We start from the raw sequence: 17,916 nt of genomic DNA, 5'->3' as shown, positions 1-17,916 counted from the left end.
AGGGTGTGGGCGGATGGAGGGACGGGCAGGGTGTGGCAGCGGAAGAGGGTGCCGGTTGGGAGGGCGTGGTTCAAGGATGTGTGGGGCGTGCAACTGGGCCGATGACAATGTGTGGGAGGGGTGGTCGAGGGTGTGCCGGCGGGATCGGGCCGGGGGAGAGGCGGCTCCCCCGGCCCGAGGTGTGGGTGGTTGGGGTTAGTGGTTCGTCTGCCGGTGCGGGACCTTGACCGGGTCAAGGCCGCTCGGCATGTGCGGGCGAAGCGGCCAAGTTTGGGGCGGCTTTCGTGTTAGCGCGCAAGGGCTTCGAGCGAAGCCGGTCGTGTGGGTGAGACCGGTGGGGGTGTGGGCTTGCGGCGCAGGCGGGACTTGGCACCCTCGACCAGTGAGTAGAGGACCGGTACCAGGATGAGTGTGAGCAGGGTCGAGGTGACGAGCCCGCCGATGACTACTACCGCGAGTGGCTGCGAGATGAACGCGCTTGATTCGGTGAGTCCGGCAGACATGGGCAACAGCGCGAAGATGGTGGCCACCGCGGTCATAAGGATCGGGCGGAGGCGCCGACGGCCGCCTTCGACGATCGAAGCATAGGTGTCCATGCCCTGCGCGCGATATTGCCGGATCAAATCGAGCAAGACTATCGCGTTCGTCACGACGATGCCGATGAGCATGAGCAGGCCGATCATCGCGGGCAGGCCGAGCGGCTCGCCCGTGATCGCGAGCAGTCCGAGCGCACCCGTGGCCGCGAACGGGATCGAGATGAGCAGGATCAGCGGTTGAGCCAGGCCGCGAAAGGTACCAATCATCACGATGAAGACGAGCGCGATGGCGATGAGCATGGCCAGCAACAGGTCCGCGAACGCTTCTTCCTGGCTCTGCGTGACACCGCCCACGGTGTAGCCGGCGCCGGGCGGGAGGTCGAGCTCGGCGAGCTTGCGCGACAGTGCGGCGTTGACCGAACTGAGGGCCTCGTCGGTGGGAGTGGCCGAAACCGTTGCCGTGCGGGCCTGGTCGACCCGCCGGATGAGAGCGGGCCCATCGACGATCTCCACATCGGCGACCGCGTCGAGGGTCACGCCAGGCGCCACGGGCAGGCTCCGCAGGGTCGCAACATCCGTAGGCGCCGAACCGGTGCGCACCACAACCGGCTGCTCGACACCATCGATCACTACCCGCGTAACCGTGGTGCCGCGGAAGCTCGCGCCCACCAACTGCCCGATGGCCGCGTCCGTGACTCCGGCTCGCGAGGCGGCGGTCCGGTCGAGTGTGACTTTTACCTGCGGCGTATTGGTTTCGAGGTTGGTCCGAACATCCGTCACGCCCGCGAGCGAGGCGACCGCCGCGCGCACCTGCTCCGTGGCCGAGCGCAGCGTGGCCTCGTCACCGGCTTGCACCTCGACCGCCAGGTTGGACGAGCCGCCAGGGCCCTGCGCTGCCGTCACATCGACCTCGCCCACCGACGGGCCGAGCGCATCGATGCGGTCCCGCAGCGTCGTGGTGACGTCGTCGAGTGCGACATCGGGAGCCGTCGTGACGCGGAACATGGCCCGGTTGGTGGTCGGATTGCCCGCACCAGCGGCACCGCCGGGGCCGCCTGCGCCCCCGCTGCCGACCGTCACCTGATAGCGCTCGACACCGTCTACTTCGGACAGCACCTGTTCGATGCGCTTGGCCGCCTCGTCCGTGGCCGCGAGGCTCGTGCCGGGCGGCAGCTGCTGATTGATGGACAGCGTCGTGCCGGACCCACCGATGAACGAGGTCTCGATGCGTGTGGCGAGCACGCCGGTACCCGCGATAATGACCGAAGCGACCAAGAGTGTCAGCCAGCGGAAGCGAAGCGAAAACCGCAGGGTGGGCACATACGCCCGCTGCAGCGGGCCGTCGGCCGACGCTTCGCGCGGTTTCGGGGTGCGCGGGGGCTTGAGGAACCAGTACGCGAGCACCGGCACGATGGTGAGTGAAACGATAAGGGACGCAAGCAGAGCAGCGGTCACCGTGAGCCCGAACGGGCCGAAGAACTGACCGACGAGCCCGCCGACGAGCGCGATGGGGAGGAAGACCGCGACCGTGGTGAGTGTCGACGCCGTGACGGCTCCGGCCACCTCGCGCACGCCGGTCAGCACAGCGTCGCGTTTGGACTCGCCAGAAGCCAAGTGCCGCTTGATATTTTCCAGTACCACGATGGAGTCGTCAACGACGCGTCCAATCGCGATGGTGAGTCCGCCCAGGGTCAGAATGTTCAGGGAATAGTCCGCGGCCCACAGGGCGATGAGGGCGACGACGACACTGACCGGGATGGAGATTGCGGTGACAAGCGTGGACCGCACAGAGAGCAGGAAGATGAGAATCACCAGCACGGCGAAGGCCAACCCCAGCAGGCCCTCGGTCGTAAGGCTGTCGATCGACCGCTCGACCTCCGGTGCCTGATCGAACACGACCGACAGATCCGCACCCGTGGAGTGTTCAAGCGACGGGATCAAATCGTTGACCGCGTGCGAAATCCACACGGCGTTGGCGCCCGGCACCGCCGTGACCGCGATGCCTAGACTGGGCTGGCCGTTGGTGCGGGTCAGCGTCGTCGCGGGCGCCTCGACGGACTCGACCGTGGCCCGGCCCTGCAGCAGAGTCCGGATCTGGTCGACCGAGGTGAAGCGCTCCCCGACACTGACCGAATAGGACCGTCCGTTCTCGACGATCGTGCCACCCGCCGTCGACACCCCATTCGCGTTCAGCGCGGCGATGACCGCCTGCGCCTGCGCTCGATCCCCGACCGTGACCACGATTTCCTTGGTCCGCGTGCCACTGAGGCTCGCCTCGCGTACCCCCTCAATGGCTTGAATGGAAGGGATAATCCGCTCCCGCAGCACACTGTCGGGCACGCCGCTCGCCGCGAGCGTGATGACCGGGATGTCATCGGTGGTTCCGGCGATGACCCGCGGCTCGACGGACAGGTTGGCGCGCGACAGGGCCGACTCGATGTCGGCCGAGATCTGCTTGACGTCCGCGCCGTAGTCGAACGCGGCCGTGACCGTCGAGCTCCCGGCGCGGGAGGTCGACGTGACTTGCGTGACGCCGTCGACGCCCGCCACCGCCCGCTCGATGGGGATCGTCACCTGCTGCTCAACCAGTTCGGGCGTGGCACCCGGGTAGGTCGCGAGCACGGAGATCTGCGGGAACTGGATGTCGGGGAACATCTGCTGGCGCAGCTGCGGCACGACGGCGACGCCGAATCCGAGGACGGCGATGGTCATCAATGCGACGAGACCGCGATTGGCGAGACTGAGTCGGGCAAGGAAGGACACGCATGCACCCAATCAGCCCGATGCGCATGCTCCCTGAATCGAAGCTGAAAGTTTGCCACAAGATCTTCGTTTGCCGGGAAAACGCGGGCAGACTGGGCAACGTGCAGCGATTACTCGTGGTGGATGACGAGCCGACCATCGTGTCCCTGCTTTCGGCGAGCCTGCGGTTCGTCGGGTTCGACGTGCGCACCGCCGCGTCGGGTGAGGAGGCGCTCAAGATAGCCGAGGCATACGAGCCCGAGCTGGTCGTGCTCGACGTCATGCTGCCCGACTATGACGGCTTCGATGTGGTACGCCGCCTGCGCGCGGGCGGCCGGCACGTGCCCGTGGTGTTCCTGACCGCCCGCGACGGTGTGCAAGACAAGATCACTGGGCTGACCGTGGGCGGCGACGACTACGTGACCAAGCCGTTCAGCCTGGAGGAGGTCATCGCGCGGATCAAGGCGGTGCTCCGGCGGACCGTCTTGGACAAGGCGCCCTCACTGAAGTTCGCCGATCTGGAGATGGATGAGGACACGCACGACGTGACCCGCGGCGGCAAGCTGATCAAGCTGAGCCCGACGGAATACAAGCTGCTGCACTATCTGCTCGTCAACGCCGAGCGGGTGGTGAGCAAGGCGCAGATCCTCGACCACGTGTGGCGCTACGACTTCGGCGGCGACGCCCGCATCGTGGAGTCATACATCTCGATGCTGCGCCGCAAGATCGACGTGATGGATCCGCCTCTGATCCACACCCTGCGCGGGTTCGGGTACTCGCTGCGGATGCCACGCGGGTGAAGTCGCCCAGGCGTTGGTCGTTGCGCACCCGGCTGCTGGTCGGCGTGCTCAGTGTGGTGGCGCTGGGCTTCAGCTTCGCCGGGTTCGCCAGCGCCCACCTGCTGCGTGACTATCTGTCCGAACAAGTGGACGAGCAGCTTTACCAGGCGCGCGAACGGATCCTGCTGATGGATCCGTCCAAACTGGACGAGGGCATCACCGGATACGTGGTGCAGTACCGCGATCCGTCCGGGCGGGTGTACGGCGACGAGTTCGAGGTTGAAGAACCCCAGCGGGACAAGGTGTTCTACGAGCACGGGTCGCGCCATCACCCCGGATATCACGTGCTCATGTTCGACCACCCGAGCGGCGGGACCGTACTTGTCGCGTACGACCTGACCGGCTTGGGCAAGACCGTCCGCAAGTTCATCAAAATCGAGTTCACGGTGATGCTGACCGTGCTCGGGCTGAGCGCACTGCTCGGGGTGATGATGGTCCGGGTCGGGCTGCGCCCGCTGAACGAGGTCGAGCAGACCGCCGAGGAGATCGTGGCGGGCGGAGACCTGTCGCGCCGCGTGCCCACGCTCGCCGGGCCCGACACCGAGATGGGCCGGCTGTCGCGCACCCTCAACACGATGCTCGACACCATCGAGGGCTCGATGATTCGCCTGCGCCGCTTCATCGCCGACGCCTCACACGAGTTGCGCACCCCGGTGACCGGGATTCGCGGGCTGGCCGAGCTGTACCGCCAGGGCGCGGTGACCGACGCCGCCGAGACGCGGGCGCTGATCGCACGGATCGAGGCCGAGGCGACCCGCATGGGTGTGCTCGTCGAAGACCTGTTGCTGCTCGCCCGGTTGGACGAGGAGCGGCCGTTGCGTTTTGAAGCCATCGATTTGGTACCCATTGCGGCCGACGCCATCGAGGGCCACCTCGTGGATCTGGAGCTGGTCGGCGACGCCGATCCGGTGGTGCTCGGTGACGAGGACCGGCTGCGCCAGGTCGTCACCAACCTGGTGACGAACGCGCTCGCGCACACGCCCACCGGCACGCCGATCACCGTACGGGTGGGGGTGGACGGTGGTCAGGCCCTGCTGGAGGTGGCCGATCGGGGTCCGGGCATCGCGGCCGAGCACGGCGACCGGGTGTTCGAGCGTTTCTACCGGGTCGACCCGGCCCGCGCCCGCGATCACGAGCGCTCGCCGTCCACCGGTTCGGGTCTGGGGCTCTCGATCGTGAAGGCTCTCGTAACGGCGCACGGTGGCACGGTCGGCCACCGCCCCACGCCCGGCGGCGGCGCCACCTTCTGGGTGCTGCTCCCGCTGATTCCCGCAGCGCCGCAGACCGGTTCGCTCCGGGCCCGGCCCCGGTCGCACGAAGATCACGGCTTCGCCTGAACACAGTGACGAGCGTTAAGCCAACCCGCAACAAGGTCGGCGGCGCTGCGCGGCGACGTCCCTCGTGTGCGGCTGGCCCTGCCTTCATGGCAGTCGATGGGACCGGGCACCTTCGCTGAGCTGACGCTCGACGACAAGCTTCCGATGCCGGCCGGGGCCGGCGATGGCTGTTTCCTGGGTGGCGCGGATCGACTAGAACCGATGTGTGCGGCTGATCGGTTTCCTCTCCGCCTGCGGCGTGGCCCTCGGCTCCGCCGGGCTGTACCTCAAATGGCGCGACGGATCCCATCCCCACGCCGATGTGATCCTCGGCGGGCTGACGGGATTCCTGTTCCTCGCGGCCGGCGTGGTCGCGCACGCCCGCAAGCCTCACGCCCGCGTCGGCCTGCTCATGGTGCTCGTGGGCGTGAGCCTGTTCGCCGAGGATCTCCAGTTTTCTCCGACGCCGTGGGTGTTCACGATCGGCGTGCTGCTCTCGCACGCGTCCGTCGCGTTCTCGGCACACCTGGTGCTCGCGTTCCCTTCGGGTGAGCTTCGCACGACGGCCCGGCGGATCATCGCCGCGTCCGCCTACGTGGTGGCCATCGTGTGGCCGGCCATCGGGCTCCCGTTCTATCACCCCGCAAGCCACGGCCTGCACAAGCCGGAAAATGTGCTGCTCGTGTGGGACAACCCGGCGATGGTGGGGATCGTGAACGCCGGCATGCGGCTGGGCAGCGGCGTGGTCGCGGTCGCCGTGGTGTGGGTGATGCTGCGGCGCTGGACCCGGGCGAGCTGGCCGATGCGCTATGTGCTCGCGCCCATCTTTGTGACCGGTGTCATCGGCGCGCTGGCCACGGCCCTCGGCGGGATCCTCGGCCACGAGACCCGATACGCCCAGGCCGGACTGCTCGCCTACAAGATTGCGTTCTGCCTGCTGCCGCTGGGGTTCATCGCCGGCGTGCTGCGTGTGCGGGTCGGCGCGACCCGGGTCGATTCGCTCCTGGTCGAGCTCGGCCTGTCCGACGATGTCTCGCCGGAGCGGCTGCGATCGATCATTTCGCGCAGCCTGAAGGACCCGACGCTGCGGCTGGGTCTGTGGGACGAGCACCGCATGTCCTACCTGGACGGCGACGGGAACGGCATGGAGTTGCCCGCCGACGACGAGTCGGGCGCCGTGACTTTCATCGACTACGAGGACCGGCCACTGGCCGTGCTCACGCACGATCCCGCGCTGCGCGAGGATCGCGTGCGGCTCGACGCGGTCAAGGCCGGTGCCTCGATCGTGCTTGAGCGGCAACGGCTTGCCGGTGCCATGCTCGCCGAGGTCCGGCGGTCCCGGGTGAGAATCGTGGAGGCCACCGACGCGGAGCGGCGCCGGTTCGGCCAGGATCTCCACGATGGGGTCCAGCAGACCCTGGTGATCGCGGCGACCCACCTCAGGACGGCCATCGATCGGCTCGGTGCTGACCCGCGCACACCGGCACTGGCCGCCCTGACATCCTGCGAACAGGCGCTCGGCAAGGTCAGGGAGGAGCTGAGCGAGATCGCGCACGGATTGCACCCGCCCGCGCTGACGTATTTCGGGGTGAGCGCCGCCGTGGAGGCGCTCGCCCGGGACATGCCGATTGCGGTCACCGTGGCGGGTGAGGACGTGCCACGACTGGAACCGATCGTGGAATACACCGTCTATATGGTCGTGAAGGAGGCGTTCGCCAACACCCTGAAGCACGCGCGGGCCACCGAGGCGCGGGTCCGCATGCGTCACTCGGGAGACGCCTTGCTGTTGGAGGTCGCCGACGACGGCGTCGGCGGCGCGAGCCTGTCCGCCCGGCGCGGCCTGCTCGGGCTTCAGGACCGGATCCAGGCGATCGGCGGCGCGATGACCGTGACCAGCCCGGCCGGGCGGGGCACGCTGCTCACCGTCGCGCTACCGTGCAAACCGTTGGTACCAAAGGAGGGTGAACAGGCATGGCCCGTGTCCGCGTCGTGATCGCCGAGGACCAGGCCCTTCTCCGGCAGCTGGTGTCCGAGCATCTGCGCCACAACGGCATCGACGTCCTCGCCGAGACCGCGGACGGTGCTCGCCTCCTGGCCGCCGTGCGGACCGCCCGCCCGGACGTGGCGATAATCGACATCAAGCTCGGGCCGGAGTCCGATGTAGACGGCATGAGCGCGGCCATGGCGATCCGGCGGGAGCTGCCCGAGGTCGGGGTGCTGCTGCTATCGCAATATCGGGAGGTGCGGTTCTTCACGACGCTGGTCAAGGACGGCATGCGCAAGGCCGGCTACCTGCTCAAGGAGGGCGCGACCGGGGCGGGCGGCTTCGTGGCCGCGGTCGAGCGCATCGCGGCCGGCGGATATGTGGTCGATCCGGCGATCAGCGCGCTCATGCTCAAAGGGCGATCGCACCAGGGGCTGGACGGGCTCACGCCGCGCCAGCTGGAGGTGCTGGCCCTCATGGCGGAGGGGCTCAACAACGGCGCAATCGGCGCTCGCATGAACATCAAGGAGTGCACGGTGGAGACGCACATTCGCGCGATGTTCGCCAACCTTGGCATTCAAGACGTACCAGAAATCAATCAAAGGGTTGTGGCAGTGCTCATGTATTTGCGGGCCAGGCAGGGCCGGGAGGGATAGCCGGCTCCAGCTGCGATGAATGAATCGCACCGCACAAAACCATAGCTAGCACTGAGGACAGGCACCGACGCACCGCGCCACCCTGACTTCGTGGGTGCCGGTGTCGAGGGGATCGCCTTTACCGAGGCGGGCACGGAACATCGCTGGTCTGGACCGGGTTTCCTGCTGGTGCACGGGCTCGGCGGGGCGCGGCAGCAGTGGGCGGCGGTGCAGCGGAGCTGGCGAAGCACGCCTACTCCATGGCGATCGACGTGCCCGGCTTCGGCGCGAGCCGCACCAGGGACCGGTTCGAGCTGCACCACGCCACGCAGAAGGTGGCCCGGTTCGTGCAAGAGCACAATCTGCAGGACTCCATCCTGGTCTCGCACTCGATCGGCAGCACGGTCGCCGCGATCCTGGCCGCCACACCGGGCATGCGCTTCCGGCGGTCCATATTGGTCAGTGGCACGCTGTTTCGGGCGACCCGGGTGGCCCAGCGTCCGTGGCGCATGCTCACCGGCGGGAGCCTGGGCCTGGCTGTCGCGGCGCAGTTTCTCGTCGGCGTGATACCCGTGACGGCCGCGGCCCGCAGGCTGCTGGCGGCGTCGCGGATGGTGCGGTGGGCCTCGTTGTGGCCCTTTGTCGCGGCACCGCACCGGCTCGACCCGATGACCGTCGTGCAGGCGCTCGAAGGCTCGGGAAGCCCGACGGTGCTTCGGATTCTGCTCGACGCCCACCGGATCGATTTCGAGGCCATCATGCACGCGATCCCGCATCCGGTGGATCTCGTCTGGGGATCGCGCGATCGATTGATCAACGCCGACGATGTCGGCACCGCCGTCGAGCTTTGCAAGATTGCCAACCAATATGAGATCAGCGATTGCGGCCACTGGCCGATGATCGAACGGACGGCCGAGCTGGTCTCGCTGTTTGTGAGGTGGGGATTGGATGAGTCAGGAAATCCTTGACCGGTCGGTGGCCACACCGGAGGTGACGGCGCGGGGGCTGGCGCTTGCCGATCGGTTCGACCCGCAGGATCTCGTCGTGACGATCCCGACGAGGTGGCGCAAGGCGCGCTGGTTCTGGCTGTTCGGCGTGTTCGCAGCGGCGTTCCTGGTGCTCATCAACCTGTACCAGGGCACCGTCGGATCGGCCGGGGACTTGCAGCTCTGGGACGACGCGCGGCGGATCTTCGGCTTCGGCGGGGTGCCGGACTCGCGGCCCGTTTTCCCTTTGGTGCGCGACGTTCCCAGCTGGTTCCTTCTGATCACCATCTCGACCAGCCTGGTCCTGCTGCGCCACGAGTGGAACCGCATGGCCAGATGCCTGCCGCAGCTGGTCCGCAACGGTGTCCTGTGCCCGAAACAGGTTTTCTACCAGCGGGACGGCCGGGTCGACGTGGAGCAGACATATGGCGGGCACTGGCTCGTCCCCGCGTGGTTGTTCAGGCGGTGGTCCACAGGCCAACGGGACGACATCGAGGAGAACTCGCTCACCGTCTTCCTCGGCGCGGTGCGGGCGAGCGCACAGCGCGTGCGTTCATTGGTCACCATCGTCATCCTGCTGACCTCGTTTGTGCTCGCGCTGGCCCTGATCCAGGGGCAGCGCAACGGCGGCCTGTTCGTGAAGATCGCGCCCACGGGCCTGACCGGCGACGACCGGCAGGACTGGCTTCACGCCACCTATGCCGCATGGTGGGCGGGTAACGACAACACGTTGGGTCATGGGTTGTATTTTCTGGTCGCCATCATCGCCTTCGCGGTGGTGCTGTCCTTCTTCACTGGCGGGGCCTACTCGCTCTACGTCGCCGCCGCGCTCAAACACGTCTGCCGATACCGAGCCGACTGGGCGGAGGCCGACGGCGACTTCGGCTGGGGACCCCTTGGCAAGGTGTACCGCACGGTGTGGCAGGCATTGCTGCTACTCAGCTCGTCCATCGCCGTCATCGGATCCGTGCTCGGGTTCAGCGTGTCCTCGCCCGTGGGTTTCCTGATGTGGGTGCTGTGCCTCAGCGTGCCGCTGTTCATAGTGACACCGGGAATCATCTTTCATCGCGCGGTCACGGAGGCCAAGGCCGCCGAAGCCCGACCCCTGCGAAACGCGGTGGCGGCCATCGATCGGGAAATCGCCAATCTGAGAGCGGTCGCGCCGGCGCCGATCGGCATCAATGAGGCCATGGCGGAGGTCAGATACCAGGCGGACCGCAAGGTGCTGCTGGACCAGCTGGAATGGATCAGCGCGGCGAAAATCAAACCGCTACGGGTTGTGCCGAAAATCATATTTGTGGTCCTGATGCCGCAACTGATCGTGGTGCTGGGGCTCGTGTTCGGCGCGATCCAGGCGTTCAGGTAGGCGGGCACTGGCCGTGTCCCGCATCGTGGCAGGATGAGGGGCGTGCGGGCGGGGTCGGTGGGGTTTGTGCTCGGCGGCGGTGGCGTGTTGGGCGCGGTCGAGGTCGGCATGCTGCGCGCGCTGTTTCGTGCCGACATCCGGCCGGATGTGTTGGTGGGCACGTCCATCGGCGCGATCAATGCGGCAATGGTGGCCGGCAATCCCGACCCTTCCGTCATTCATGATTTGGTACGGCTGTGGGCCAGCCCTGAGCTGAACGAGGTTTACGGCGATTCCGTCCCGCGGCAGATGCGCCGGTTCGCGACGCGCACACATCTGCACCCGCCCGCCCCGCTGCGCCGCATTCTCGAACGCCATCTCGGGCCTGATTTGTCGTTCGAGGAGCTGAAGGTGCCGCTGCATTTGGTCGGCGCGAGCATCGAGCGCGCGGCCGAGCACTGGTTCACGGCGGGGCCGGTCGTGCCCGCGGTCATGGCGTCGGCGGCCGTGCCCGGCCTGCTGCCACCGGTCGCCATCGGCGAGGAGCATTTCATCGACGGCTCGGTGGTCAACCCGACGCCGGTTGCGCGGGCCGTTTCACTTGGTGCGCAAGAGGTTTTCGTGCTTCAGGTGGGCCGGATCGAGAAGCCGTTGAAGCCGCCGCAGCGCCCGTGGGAGGCGGCGACCGTGGCGATGGAGCTCGCGCGGCGCGCCCGGTTTGCCGAGGAGCTCGCGCGGGCGCCGGCCGGTGTGCGCGTGCATGTGCTACCCGGCGGTGCCGAAGCGGATGAGAGCCCGTGGGCCTACCGCGACACCGCCGGGGTGAGGCATCGCGTCAGCGCGGCCTACGCCGCCTCACGCGATTATCTTGCGCAGCGGGCTGGGTTCAACGCTTCGTGATGAACCCAGCCCGCGCGAACTACGTGGGGCTTGCCGGGTGGGTCGCGCAGTCCCTGTTTTTCATCGCGAAGCGGTGAAACACAGGGCCGTCAACTACAACCCGTAGCGGCTCTTGAGGTGGCGCCACCAGTCGCGGAACATCCACCGGTCGAAGTCGGTGATGACCGCGGAGCTGCCGGCCTTCATGATGAAGCAGCACTGCCCGGTCGGCGTCCAGTCGTAGAAGTCGTCCAGGCCGTAGGTATGGCCGATCTCATGCAGCAGGATCGTGACGTCGGCGCTGTTGAGATTGTTCATGAAATACTCCCGGCCCATGCGCTGGCCCCAGTCGCCACCGGCGCCACCGCCAAACCCGTCGGTCAGCCACAGCGACTGGTCGTAATGCCGGGCCGCCCCGCCCGGACAGCCCGAGTAGTTGCCGTCCTGGTGGAAGAACCGGCCACACGGCTCCGAACACTGTGGCGCGTTCTCACGGATGTCATTGACGTAGATGTCGACCGAGGTGTCGGACCACTGCAGCTGGCTACGGTTGCGCACCGCCCAGCCCACGACCCGCACGGGCACGGATGAGTATGGGAAGGCGTTGTGCCCCACCATGACGTCCATCCACTTCTTGTACTGCCTTTGCAGCTGCGCGTGGATGGCATCGCGCTGCGCGGTGGTGACGGAGGCGCTGGAGTCCCACCGCACGCAGTAGTTGATAAAGCCACGGTTGGCCATGATCTGGTCCCAGCCGTAGTTGCGGAACCGGCTCCAGCCGCCGTTGCCGCCGTTGTAGGTCTGCTCGACGTGCGCCCACACCTCGTTCAGTGGCTGCACCAGGTTGGACGGCGGGTTCCAGCCGCTGGTGGGTGGCGGGCTGCTCGACGGCGGTTGCCCGGTGGGGCTGCTGGTCGGGCTGCCGGTGGGCGAGGTGACGCTGCCCGTGCACGTGACGTTGTTGAGCGTGAACGATGCCGGCACCGGGTTGCTGCCGCTCCACGTGCCGTTGAAGCCGAACGACACGGTGGCATTGGTGCCGATGTTGCCGTTGTAGCTCTCGTTGCTTGCCGCCACCTGGCTGCCGCTCTGAGTGCGCGTCGCGCCCCAGATCTGGGTGATGGTCTGCCCGGCGGTGAACGACCACCGCAGGGTCCAGCCGGTGACCGGGTCACCGAGGTTGGTGATGGCGACGTTGCCGGTGAACCCGCCGCCCCACTGCGACGGGATCGTGTAGGCCACGCGGCAGCCGGCGGCCGCGGCATTGGCCACGGTTGCGGTGACGACCCAGCTGAGCAGGGAGATGACCAGCGCGGCGACCATGGCGCGCCGGTGTGGGGGAGAGATCATAGGTGACTCCGGGGGAGAAAGGACTGGACTTTCTCGATCCAGCGCGAGCGCCCGGTTTCGCCACGAATCGATCTACATCAGATTAAAGCCCGAATCACTCCGGCACAACCGCCGTCTCCGCGTCCGGGTTTCCACGAAAACCGGCCATGGCGGTCAGTGAGAGCTTCGGCGCGAACAGCACGGCCAGCCCGGCGGCGATGCTGAGCACGCCCAGCAGGACGCTGCTGCGCTTGCGCCAAGCGATCTCGGCAACCCCGCCCACTATCCACATCAGACCGGCGATCGCGGCCCTCCGCTTCTGCGGTCAGGACCGTCAGGCGCAAGGCCGCACCCGCGGGGTCGTCCATGTGGCCGACTTAACCGACTGAGTACCCATCCGGAGCAGGGATTGAGTACACCGCCCGATAGTGCGGGCGAAACGCCTAGTGCATGCTGTCGTTCATGACTGAGGAGTCCGCGGTGCCGGCGTCGGCCTATCCGTGCCCGGTGTGTGCGACGTCGACCACGCTGGAGCATCCGTGCCCGGGGTGCGGGCGTGCCCCGGATCCGGATGCGGCGGCCGTTATCGGGCTCGATGTCCGGATCCAGGAACTGCGGCGGCAGGTCGACGAGGCCAAGCTGCGGCACGATGAGCTCGTGCGGCAGTTGGCCGACGCGCGGCGGCAGCGTGAGGCGCATGCGACCGCTGTGCGTGCCGCTGTGGCGGCCGAAACCGGCGCGACCGCCAGAACCTCCGCCCCGGGCCCAACAGCCGCGCCGCAACCCGCCCGTGCCCCGGAGCAGGTGGGCATCGCCGGACGGGCGGAGGCTTCCACCGGTACCGTCCAAAATTTGCTCTTCATTCTCGGTGGTTTGCTGCTGGGCATCGCGGCCATCGTCTTCACGGTGGTGGCGTGGGCGAAGTTCGGCCAGACCGGGCGGGCCGCGATCCTGACGGTCGTCACGCTGGTCACGCTCGCCGTGCCGCCGCTGGTGCTGCGGCGCGGGCTGCGCGCGACCGCCGAAACCTTTGCAGCGCTCGGACTTCTGCTGTTGCTTTTGGACGGTTACGCCGCCTGGTTTGTCAATCTGGGTGGCATCAAGGACTCCTGGGATGCCAGTTTCTATGCCGGTACGGTGTGTGCGCTCACGGCGCTGGCCGCGTTCGCCTACGGGCGCCTGTTCCGGCTGACCGGGCCCGACCTGATGGCACTGGCGGCCGCGCAGCCGGTGTTGCCGTTGTTCTTCGCCGAATCCGATGCGGTGGCAGAGGTTTGGGCGCTGATCTATGCGGCGCTGGCGCTGGGCAACATCGCGGTGCTGCGGCTCAAGCGGGCGCCGATGGGGTTTGCGGTGCTGGCTTCGCTGCTGCACGCGATCGCGCTTCTGCTCGCGCTTCTCATGTCCGTTCTCGCGTGGGTGGGGCGGGGCACGATCCTGTCGTCCGTTGCGTTGGTTGCAGTGGCGGTGGTCATTGCGTTCGGGGCCTGGGTTGGCGGCGCGTTCGCGCATCGGGTGGTCGCGGGTGCGGCGGTGGCGGTCGCGCTCGCGGCCGGGCTGGTGCGGCCGGTGCTGCCGGAAGTTTCCGCGTCCGGTAGGTTGGCTGTGGCTGCGGCGGCTGGTGCGTTGGTTGCTTTGCTGGCTTGGGTTTTGGGGCGTGTGGCTGTGCCTTCCCCGGAGCCCGTGCCACAGCCTGAACCTGAGCCGGCCGACGAGCGCATGCCTGCGCTGTGGAGCACGTTCGATCCGGCTAAGGAACAGGCAAAGGCGCCGGCCCCGCTTGAGGCTGAGCCGAATCCGTGGGCGATAGGTGCGCGGATCGGTGCGTACGTGGCGTTGGGCGTGCCTGCGGTCATCGCGCTCGTCTGGGCGGCGTGGCTCGGGGCGGAATCGGTGTTGGGCCAGCCGCAGGCTTTCGCGTGGGAACGCCCGTTGGCGATCGTGCTGCTGACCGGTGGGGCCGTGCTGCTTGCGCGTGGCTACATGCGCGATTTGCTTGTGGTGGCGGGGGCGGTCACGCTCGCGATGGTGCTGCCCGGTCCGTCCATTGCGGACGTTGCGGTCGCGGCGGCCTTGTTGGTGTGGGCCTATTTCCACGATCGCACGGGCTTCCAGGAACTGGTCGGGTTCACTGCTTTGGGGCTTGGCGCGCACGCGATCGCGGTCGAGCTGGGCGAGCCTCCTGTCAGGACGATGTTCGCGCTGACGGCGGTTGTGGTGCTCGGGCTTGCTGTGGCGATGGTTGCGCCGCGGCGCGGATACCATCCCATCGGCGGGGTGGCGGCGGGGGTTGTCGACCTGGCGCTGCCGTGGCTCGCGTACTTCACGGTGGCGGCCTTCGGGGGTGGGCCGGTCGCGTCGTGGCGGGTGCTCGTCATGACCGTGCTCGTTGTGCCGCTGCTCGGGGCGGCGCGCCTGTATCGCGGATACCACGTCGTTGCCGGGCTTGTCATCGCCGTCTATCCACTGTGGCCGGTGCTGCCGGGCAACGAGTCCGAGGCCATCTATGCGGGGCTGGCGGCGATGGCGGCCGCGATGGTCGTGTTCCGGTGTGGGTGGGTGTGGGCGCGTTGGGTCGCGATCTATCCAATCGTTGTGGCGCTCGGGTGGACGTTCGGTGATTGGGCCAGCGTGCTGTGGGACCGAGGTGGGTCGGTGAACGTGGCCCTGCCCAACGCGATCGCGATCACGCTGCTGCTCGTGGCTGTGCTGATGTTGAGCTGGCGCAATGTCCTGATCGGAGTGTTCGCGGCGGTCCTGCCGGTGCTCATGTGGCTGGCGTACTTTGGTGCGCCTTGGCCGACACTGCCCGCGGTGACTCTCGTGTTTGGACTGTCCACGGTGGTGACGGCCATTTTGCGGCGGATGAACCCCGCGTTGGTGATCGTGGGTGTTGTCCTTGCCGGGTCTGCGTTGTACGGTGCGGCGCAACAACGGTGGGCCCTCGTCGCGGCACTTGGGTTGGTCGTGGTGGCGATGGCTGTTGTCGCGGTGGCCGCAGTGCCCGTGGCGGCTCGGGTGGCCGGGTGGTTGGTGGGCGCGGCGGCGACAGTGTGGCTCGCATACGAGTCCGGTGAGCTGGCTGGGTTCAGGCCCGAGGCGACCGCCTATCTGGTGCTGCTCGTCGCCGGGACCCTGCTCGGGCTTTCGCTCATGCGCTTTGCCGTGGCGGTCGCGGCGGAGGCCGCGGCTCACGGGGCGGCGGTGGTCGCGCTGGTCTTGGGGCTCGAATCGACGACGGCAACGGCGGGTGTGCTCGCGCTTTGGGGTGTCGCTGTGGGGCTGTCCGCTTTGCGACGGCAGCCCGTGGAACGGGCCGTGAGCGCGGGTGTGTTGGAGGCCGTGGCGTGGGTCGTGTTGCTGCGGTCATACGACGTGGGCACGCTGGAGGCCTACACTCTGCCGATCGCGGTGGTCGCGGTGATACTCGGGGTGGTTTTCACGCGCGGGCTGTCGAGCTGGGCCGCCTATGGGCCTGCTTTGGGTGCTGCGCTGCTGCCGAGCCTCGGCGCGGTTCTCTTGACCACGGGTGGGGAGTGGCGGCGCCTGCTGCTCGGAATCGGCGCACTCGCCGTGACCATCGCCGGGGCGGTGTGGCGCAAGCAGGCTCCGTTCCTGCTCGGCGGCGGGACCCTGATCGTGCTCGGGTTACACGAGATCGTGCTGGCGTGGAAGCTCGTGCCCACGTGGATCCCGCTGGCCATCTTCGGCCTGCTGCTGGTCGGACTCGCGATCACCTACGAGCGCCGCCGCCGCGACCTGGCCCGCCTACGGGAGACAGTCACCCGCATGAGCTGACCCAACCCAAACGGGATCGCATCCGCGGCACACCCCGCCTGCGCGGCACTGCACTCGCTCTCGTCGCGTTGGCTCTGTTCGCGTGGGCGCTGTGTCCGCTCGCCTGGTGCCGAATCGCCCTGCACTCGCTCTCGTCGCGTTGGTCCCGTCCGCGTGGGCGCTGTGTCCCCTCGAACGATGCTGAATCGCCTCGCACCACGTCGGAGTCTGCGGAGTCTGAGTCCGGCCCGCGTCGGCGCGGACTGGGCGCGAACTCGCTGCGACGTAAGCAGTAGCCGCCTGGGTGAAAGTCGTCCGTCGGTCCTGGCCGGCAGAAATCGGCAGACGTCGGTTGCCGCCGGTCTGAAGTCGGGAGGCAGGCGCCTCACCAGGCGGGCAAGCCTGGTCGCACTGGTCGCCCCGCTCTCGCGGGCGATGATCGTCCTGATCAGCTCGATCGCGGCAGCCGCGCCGGCGTGCGTTGACCATGAAGTTTGTGTCGCGACACGCCGTCGAACATGGACTTAAGTTCATGATCAATGCGGAAGCGGGCGGGAGGGTGTCGGATTTTTGGGGATAATTGGTGGTGTGGACTTTTGGGATGTGTTCTGGCTGCTGCTCGTGTTCATCCCGTTGTTGCTGATCTGGGCGTTCGCGCTGGTGGACATCTTCCGGCGGCATGATCTCGCGGGGTGGGCGAAGGCGCTGTGGATGCTCTGCGTGATCTTGCTGCCCTTCGTCGGTACCCTCATATATCTGGTCTTCCGGCCGCACGCCGAGAACTCGGCGCTTGCGCTGCTGAACGATCTGCACGAGCGCGGTTTGCTCACCGACGAGGAGTACACGGACGAACGGACGCGCCTGCGGGCTTGACGGATTGTTGACCTGCTGAGATCCGTCCCCACCTTGGTAGCCTCTTCTGCATGCGGTTTGAGGTCAGTCAGGTGCTAGACGCGATGGAGCGTCGTCTTTCCACCGACCCCGCGCTGGCGGCGGCTGTGCTCGACGTGGCGGAGATGATGTATTGCGCCGACCTCGACGGCGGTGCCGGCCGCCCGGCCAATCTGCTGCGGCTCGGCCTGGTCATCGACGCGCTTGCCCGGCAGGTGGGCGAGGAGCAGGTGCTCACCTACTGTGTGGTGGACAAGTCGCTGCTGTCCAATCAGGACCTGACCTCCAACGAGCGCATGGTGATGCGCCGCTGGGCCGACGACGGCATGGTCGAGGTGGTACCGGGCGCAGGCCAGCGGGTGGTCGAGATCTCCGAGCTGAGCGGCCTGCCCGTGATCTCCCGCATGCTGCCCGCCACCTGGGCACCGCTCCCCGGCGCCGGTGGCGCGGTGCTCAACCCCCGCAACACGATCCCGCATGGCCCGTCGCCGGTGGGCCAGCGCATGATGTCACGCTGGTGGCGCTGCCCCGACCCGGAGTGCGGCGCGTTCGGTCCGGCCCGCCGGGGCACCGGCCAGCCGATCCCGCGCCTGCGCGCCGCCCAGCCGTCCTGCCCACGCCACGACGCCCCGCTCGGCGACGCCGGCCCTCGCCCGC

12 protein-coding genes and 1 pseudogene are annotated in these 17,916 nt (G+C 67.8%); 10 read left to right on the top strand and 3 right to left on the bottom strand.

The features are described 5' to 3' along the window. Nucleotides 1-287: 287 nt before the first annotated feature. Complete coding sequence (locus DM816_RS29825) at nt 288-3,299, bottom strand: efflux RND transporter permease subunit (RefSeq protein WP_117213710.1); 3,012 nt, start codon at nt 3,297-3,299, stop codon at nt 288-290. 101 nt (nt 3,300-3,400) lie between these two features. Between DM816_RS29825 and DM816_RS29820 the strand changes: the two genes are divergently transcribed. From DM816_RS29820 to DM816_RS29790, 7 genes are all read left to right on the top strand, one after another. Beyond that, a complete protein-coding gene (locus tag DM816_RS29820) occupies nt 3,401-4,078 on the top strand; it encodes a response regulator transcription factor (protein WP_246002421.1) in 678 nt (225 codons plus the stop codon). After that, entirely contained in the window at nt 4,075-5,454 is a 1,380-nt protein-coding gene (locus tag DM816_RS29815; RefSeq protein WP_162907977.1) for a sensor histidine kinase, read from the top strand. The genes DM816_RS29820 and DM816_RS29815 overlap by 4 nt, the downstream gene beginning before the upstream one ends. Nucleotides 5,455-5,659: 205 nt before the next feature. After that, complete coding sequence (locus DM816_RS29810) at nt 5,660-7,426, top strand: sensor histidine kinase (RefSeq protein ID WP_117213708.1); 1,767 nt, start codon at nt 5,660-5,662, stop codon at nt 7,424-7,426. After that, complete coding sequence (locus tag DM816_RS29805) at nt 7,405-8,073, top strand: response regulator transcription factor (RefSeq protein ID WP_117213707.1); 669 nt, start codon at nt 7,405-7,407, stop codon at nt 8,071-8,073. Before DM816_RS29810 ends, DM816_RS29805 begins: the two co-directional genes overlap by 22 nt. A 143-nt stretch (nt 8,074-8,216) precedes the next feature. After that, the gene (locus tag DM816_RS29800; RefSeq protein WP_342768768.1) at nt 8,217-9,020 is read left to right on the top strand and encodes an alpha/beta fold hydrolase; all 804 of its coding nucleotides are present in this window, start codon (nt 8,217-8,219) and stop codon (nt 9,018-9,020) included. Continuing rightward, nucleotides 9,001-10,404, top strand: coding sequence for a hypothetical protein (locus DM816_RS29795; RefSeq protein ID WP_162907976.1), 1,404 nt, complete (start codon nt 9,001-9,003; stop codon nt 10,402-10,404). Before DM816_RS29800 ends, DM816_RS29795 begins: the two co-directional genes overlap by 20 nt. A 42-nt stretch (nt 10,405-10,446) precedes the next feature. Continuing rightward, nucleotides 10,447-11,283 carry a patatin-like phospholipase family protein gene (locus DM816_RS29790; protein ID WP_117213713.1) on the top strand — a complete coding sequence of 279 codons (837 nt, stop codon included), beginning with the start codon at nt 10,447-10,449 and terminating at the stop codon, nt 11,281-11,283. Between the two features lie 93 nt (nt 11,284-11,376). Here the strand turns inward: DM816_RS29790 and DM816_RS29785 are convergent, their stop codons facing one another. Both DM816_RS29785 and DM816_RS43020 read right to left on the bottom strand, forming a co-directional pair. After that, nucleotides 11,377-12,612, bottom strand: a complete 1,236-nt coding sequence (locus DM816_RS29785) for a cellulose-binding domain-containing protein (RefSeq protein WP_117213704.1) — start codon at nt 12,610-12,612, stop codon at nt 11,377-11,379. A gap of 94 nt (nt 12,613-12,706) precedes the next feature. Then, a complete protein-coding gene (locus tag DM816_RS43020) occupies nt 12,707-12,874 on the bottom strand; it encodes a hypothetical protein (RefSeq protein WP_162907975.1) in 168 nt (55 codons plus the stop codon). Between the two features lie 179 nt (nt 12,875-13,053). Here DM816_RS43020 and DM816_RS29780 point away from each other — a divergent pair, with 179 nt between their 5' ends. The 3 genes and pseudogenes from DM816_RS29780 to DM816_RS29770 form a co-directional block, all read left to right on the top strand. Further along, the gene (locus DM816_RS29780) at nt 13,054-16,389 is read left to right on the top strand and encodes an SCO7613 C-terminal domain-containing membrane protein (protein WP_162907974.1); all 3,336 of its coding nucleotides are present in this window, start codon (nt 13,054-13,056) and stop codon (nt 16,387-16,389) included. A 567-nt stretch (nt 16,390-16,956) separates the two neighbouring features. Beyond that, the gene (locus tag DM816_RS29775; RefSeq protein ID WP_211588912.1) at nt 16,957-17,241 is read left to right on the top strand and encodes an SHOCT domain-containing protein; all 285 of its coding nucleotides are present in this window, start codon (nt 16,957-16,959) and stop codon (nt 17,239-17,241) included. Nucleotides 17,242-17,291: 50 nt separating this feature from the next. Further along, nucleotides 17,292-17,916: pseudogene (locus tag DM816_RS29770) on the top strand (FHA domain-containing protein); the annotation flags it as partial.

Origin of the sequence: Allorhizocola rhizosphaerae (assembly GCF_003426775.1) — a bacterium.
Taxonomy (GTDB): domain Bacteria; phylum Actinomycetota; class Actinomycetes; order Mycobacteriales; family Micromonosporaceae; genus Allorhizocola; species Allorhizocola rhizosphaerae.
The sequence above is the reverse complement of the archived record's forward strand: the minus strand, read 5'-3'. Positions and strand labels throughout refer to the sequence as shown.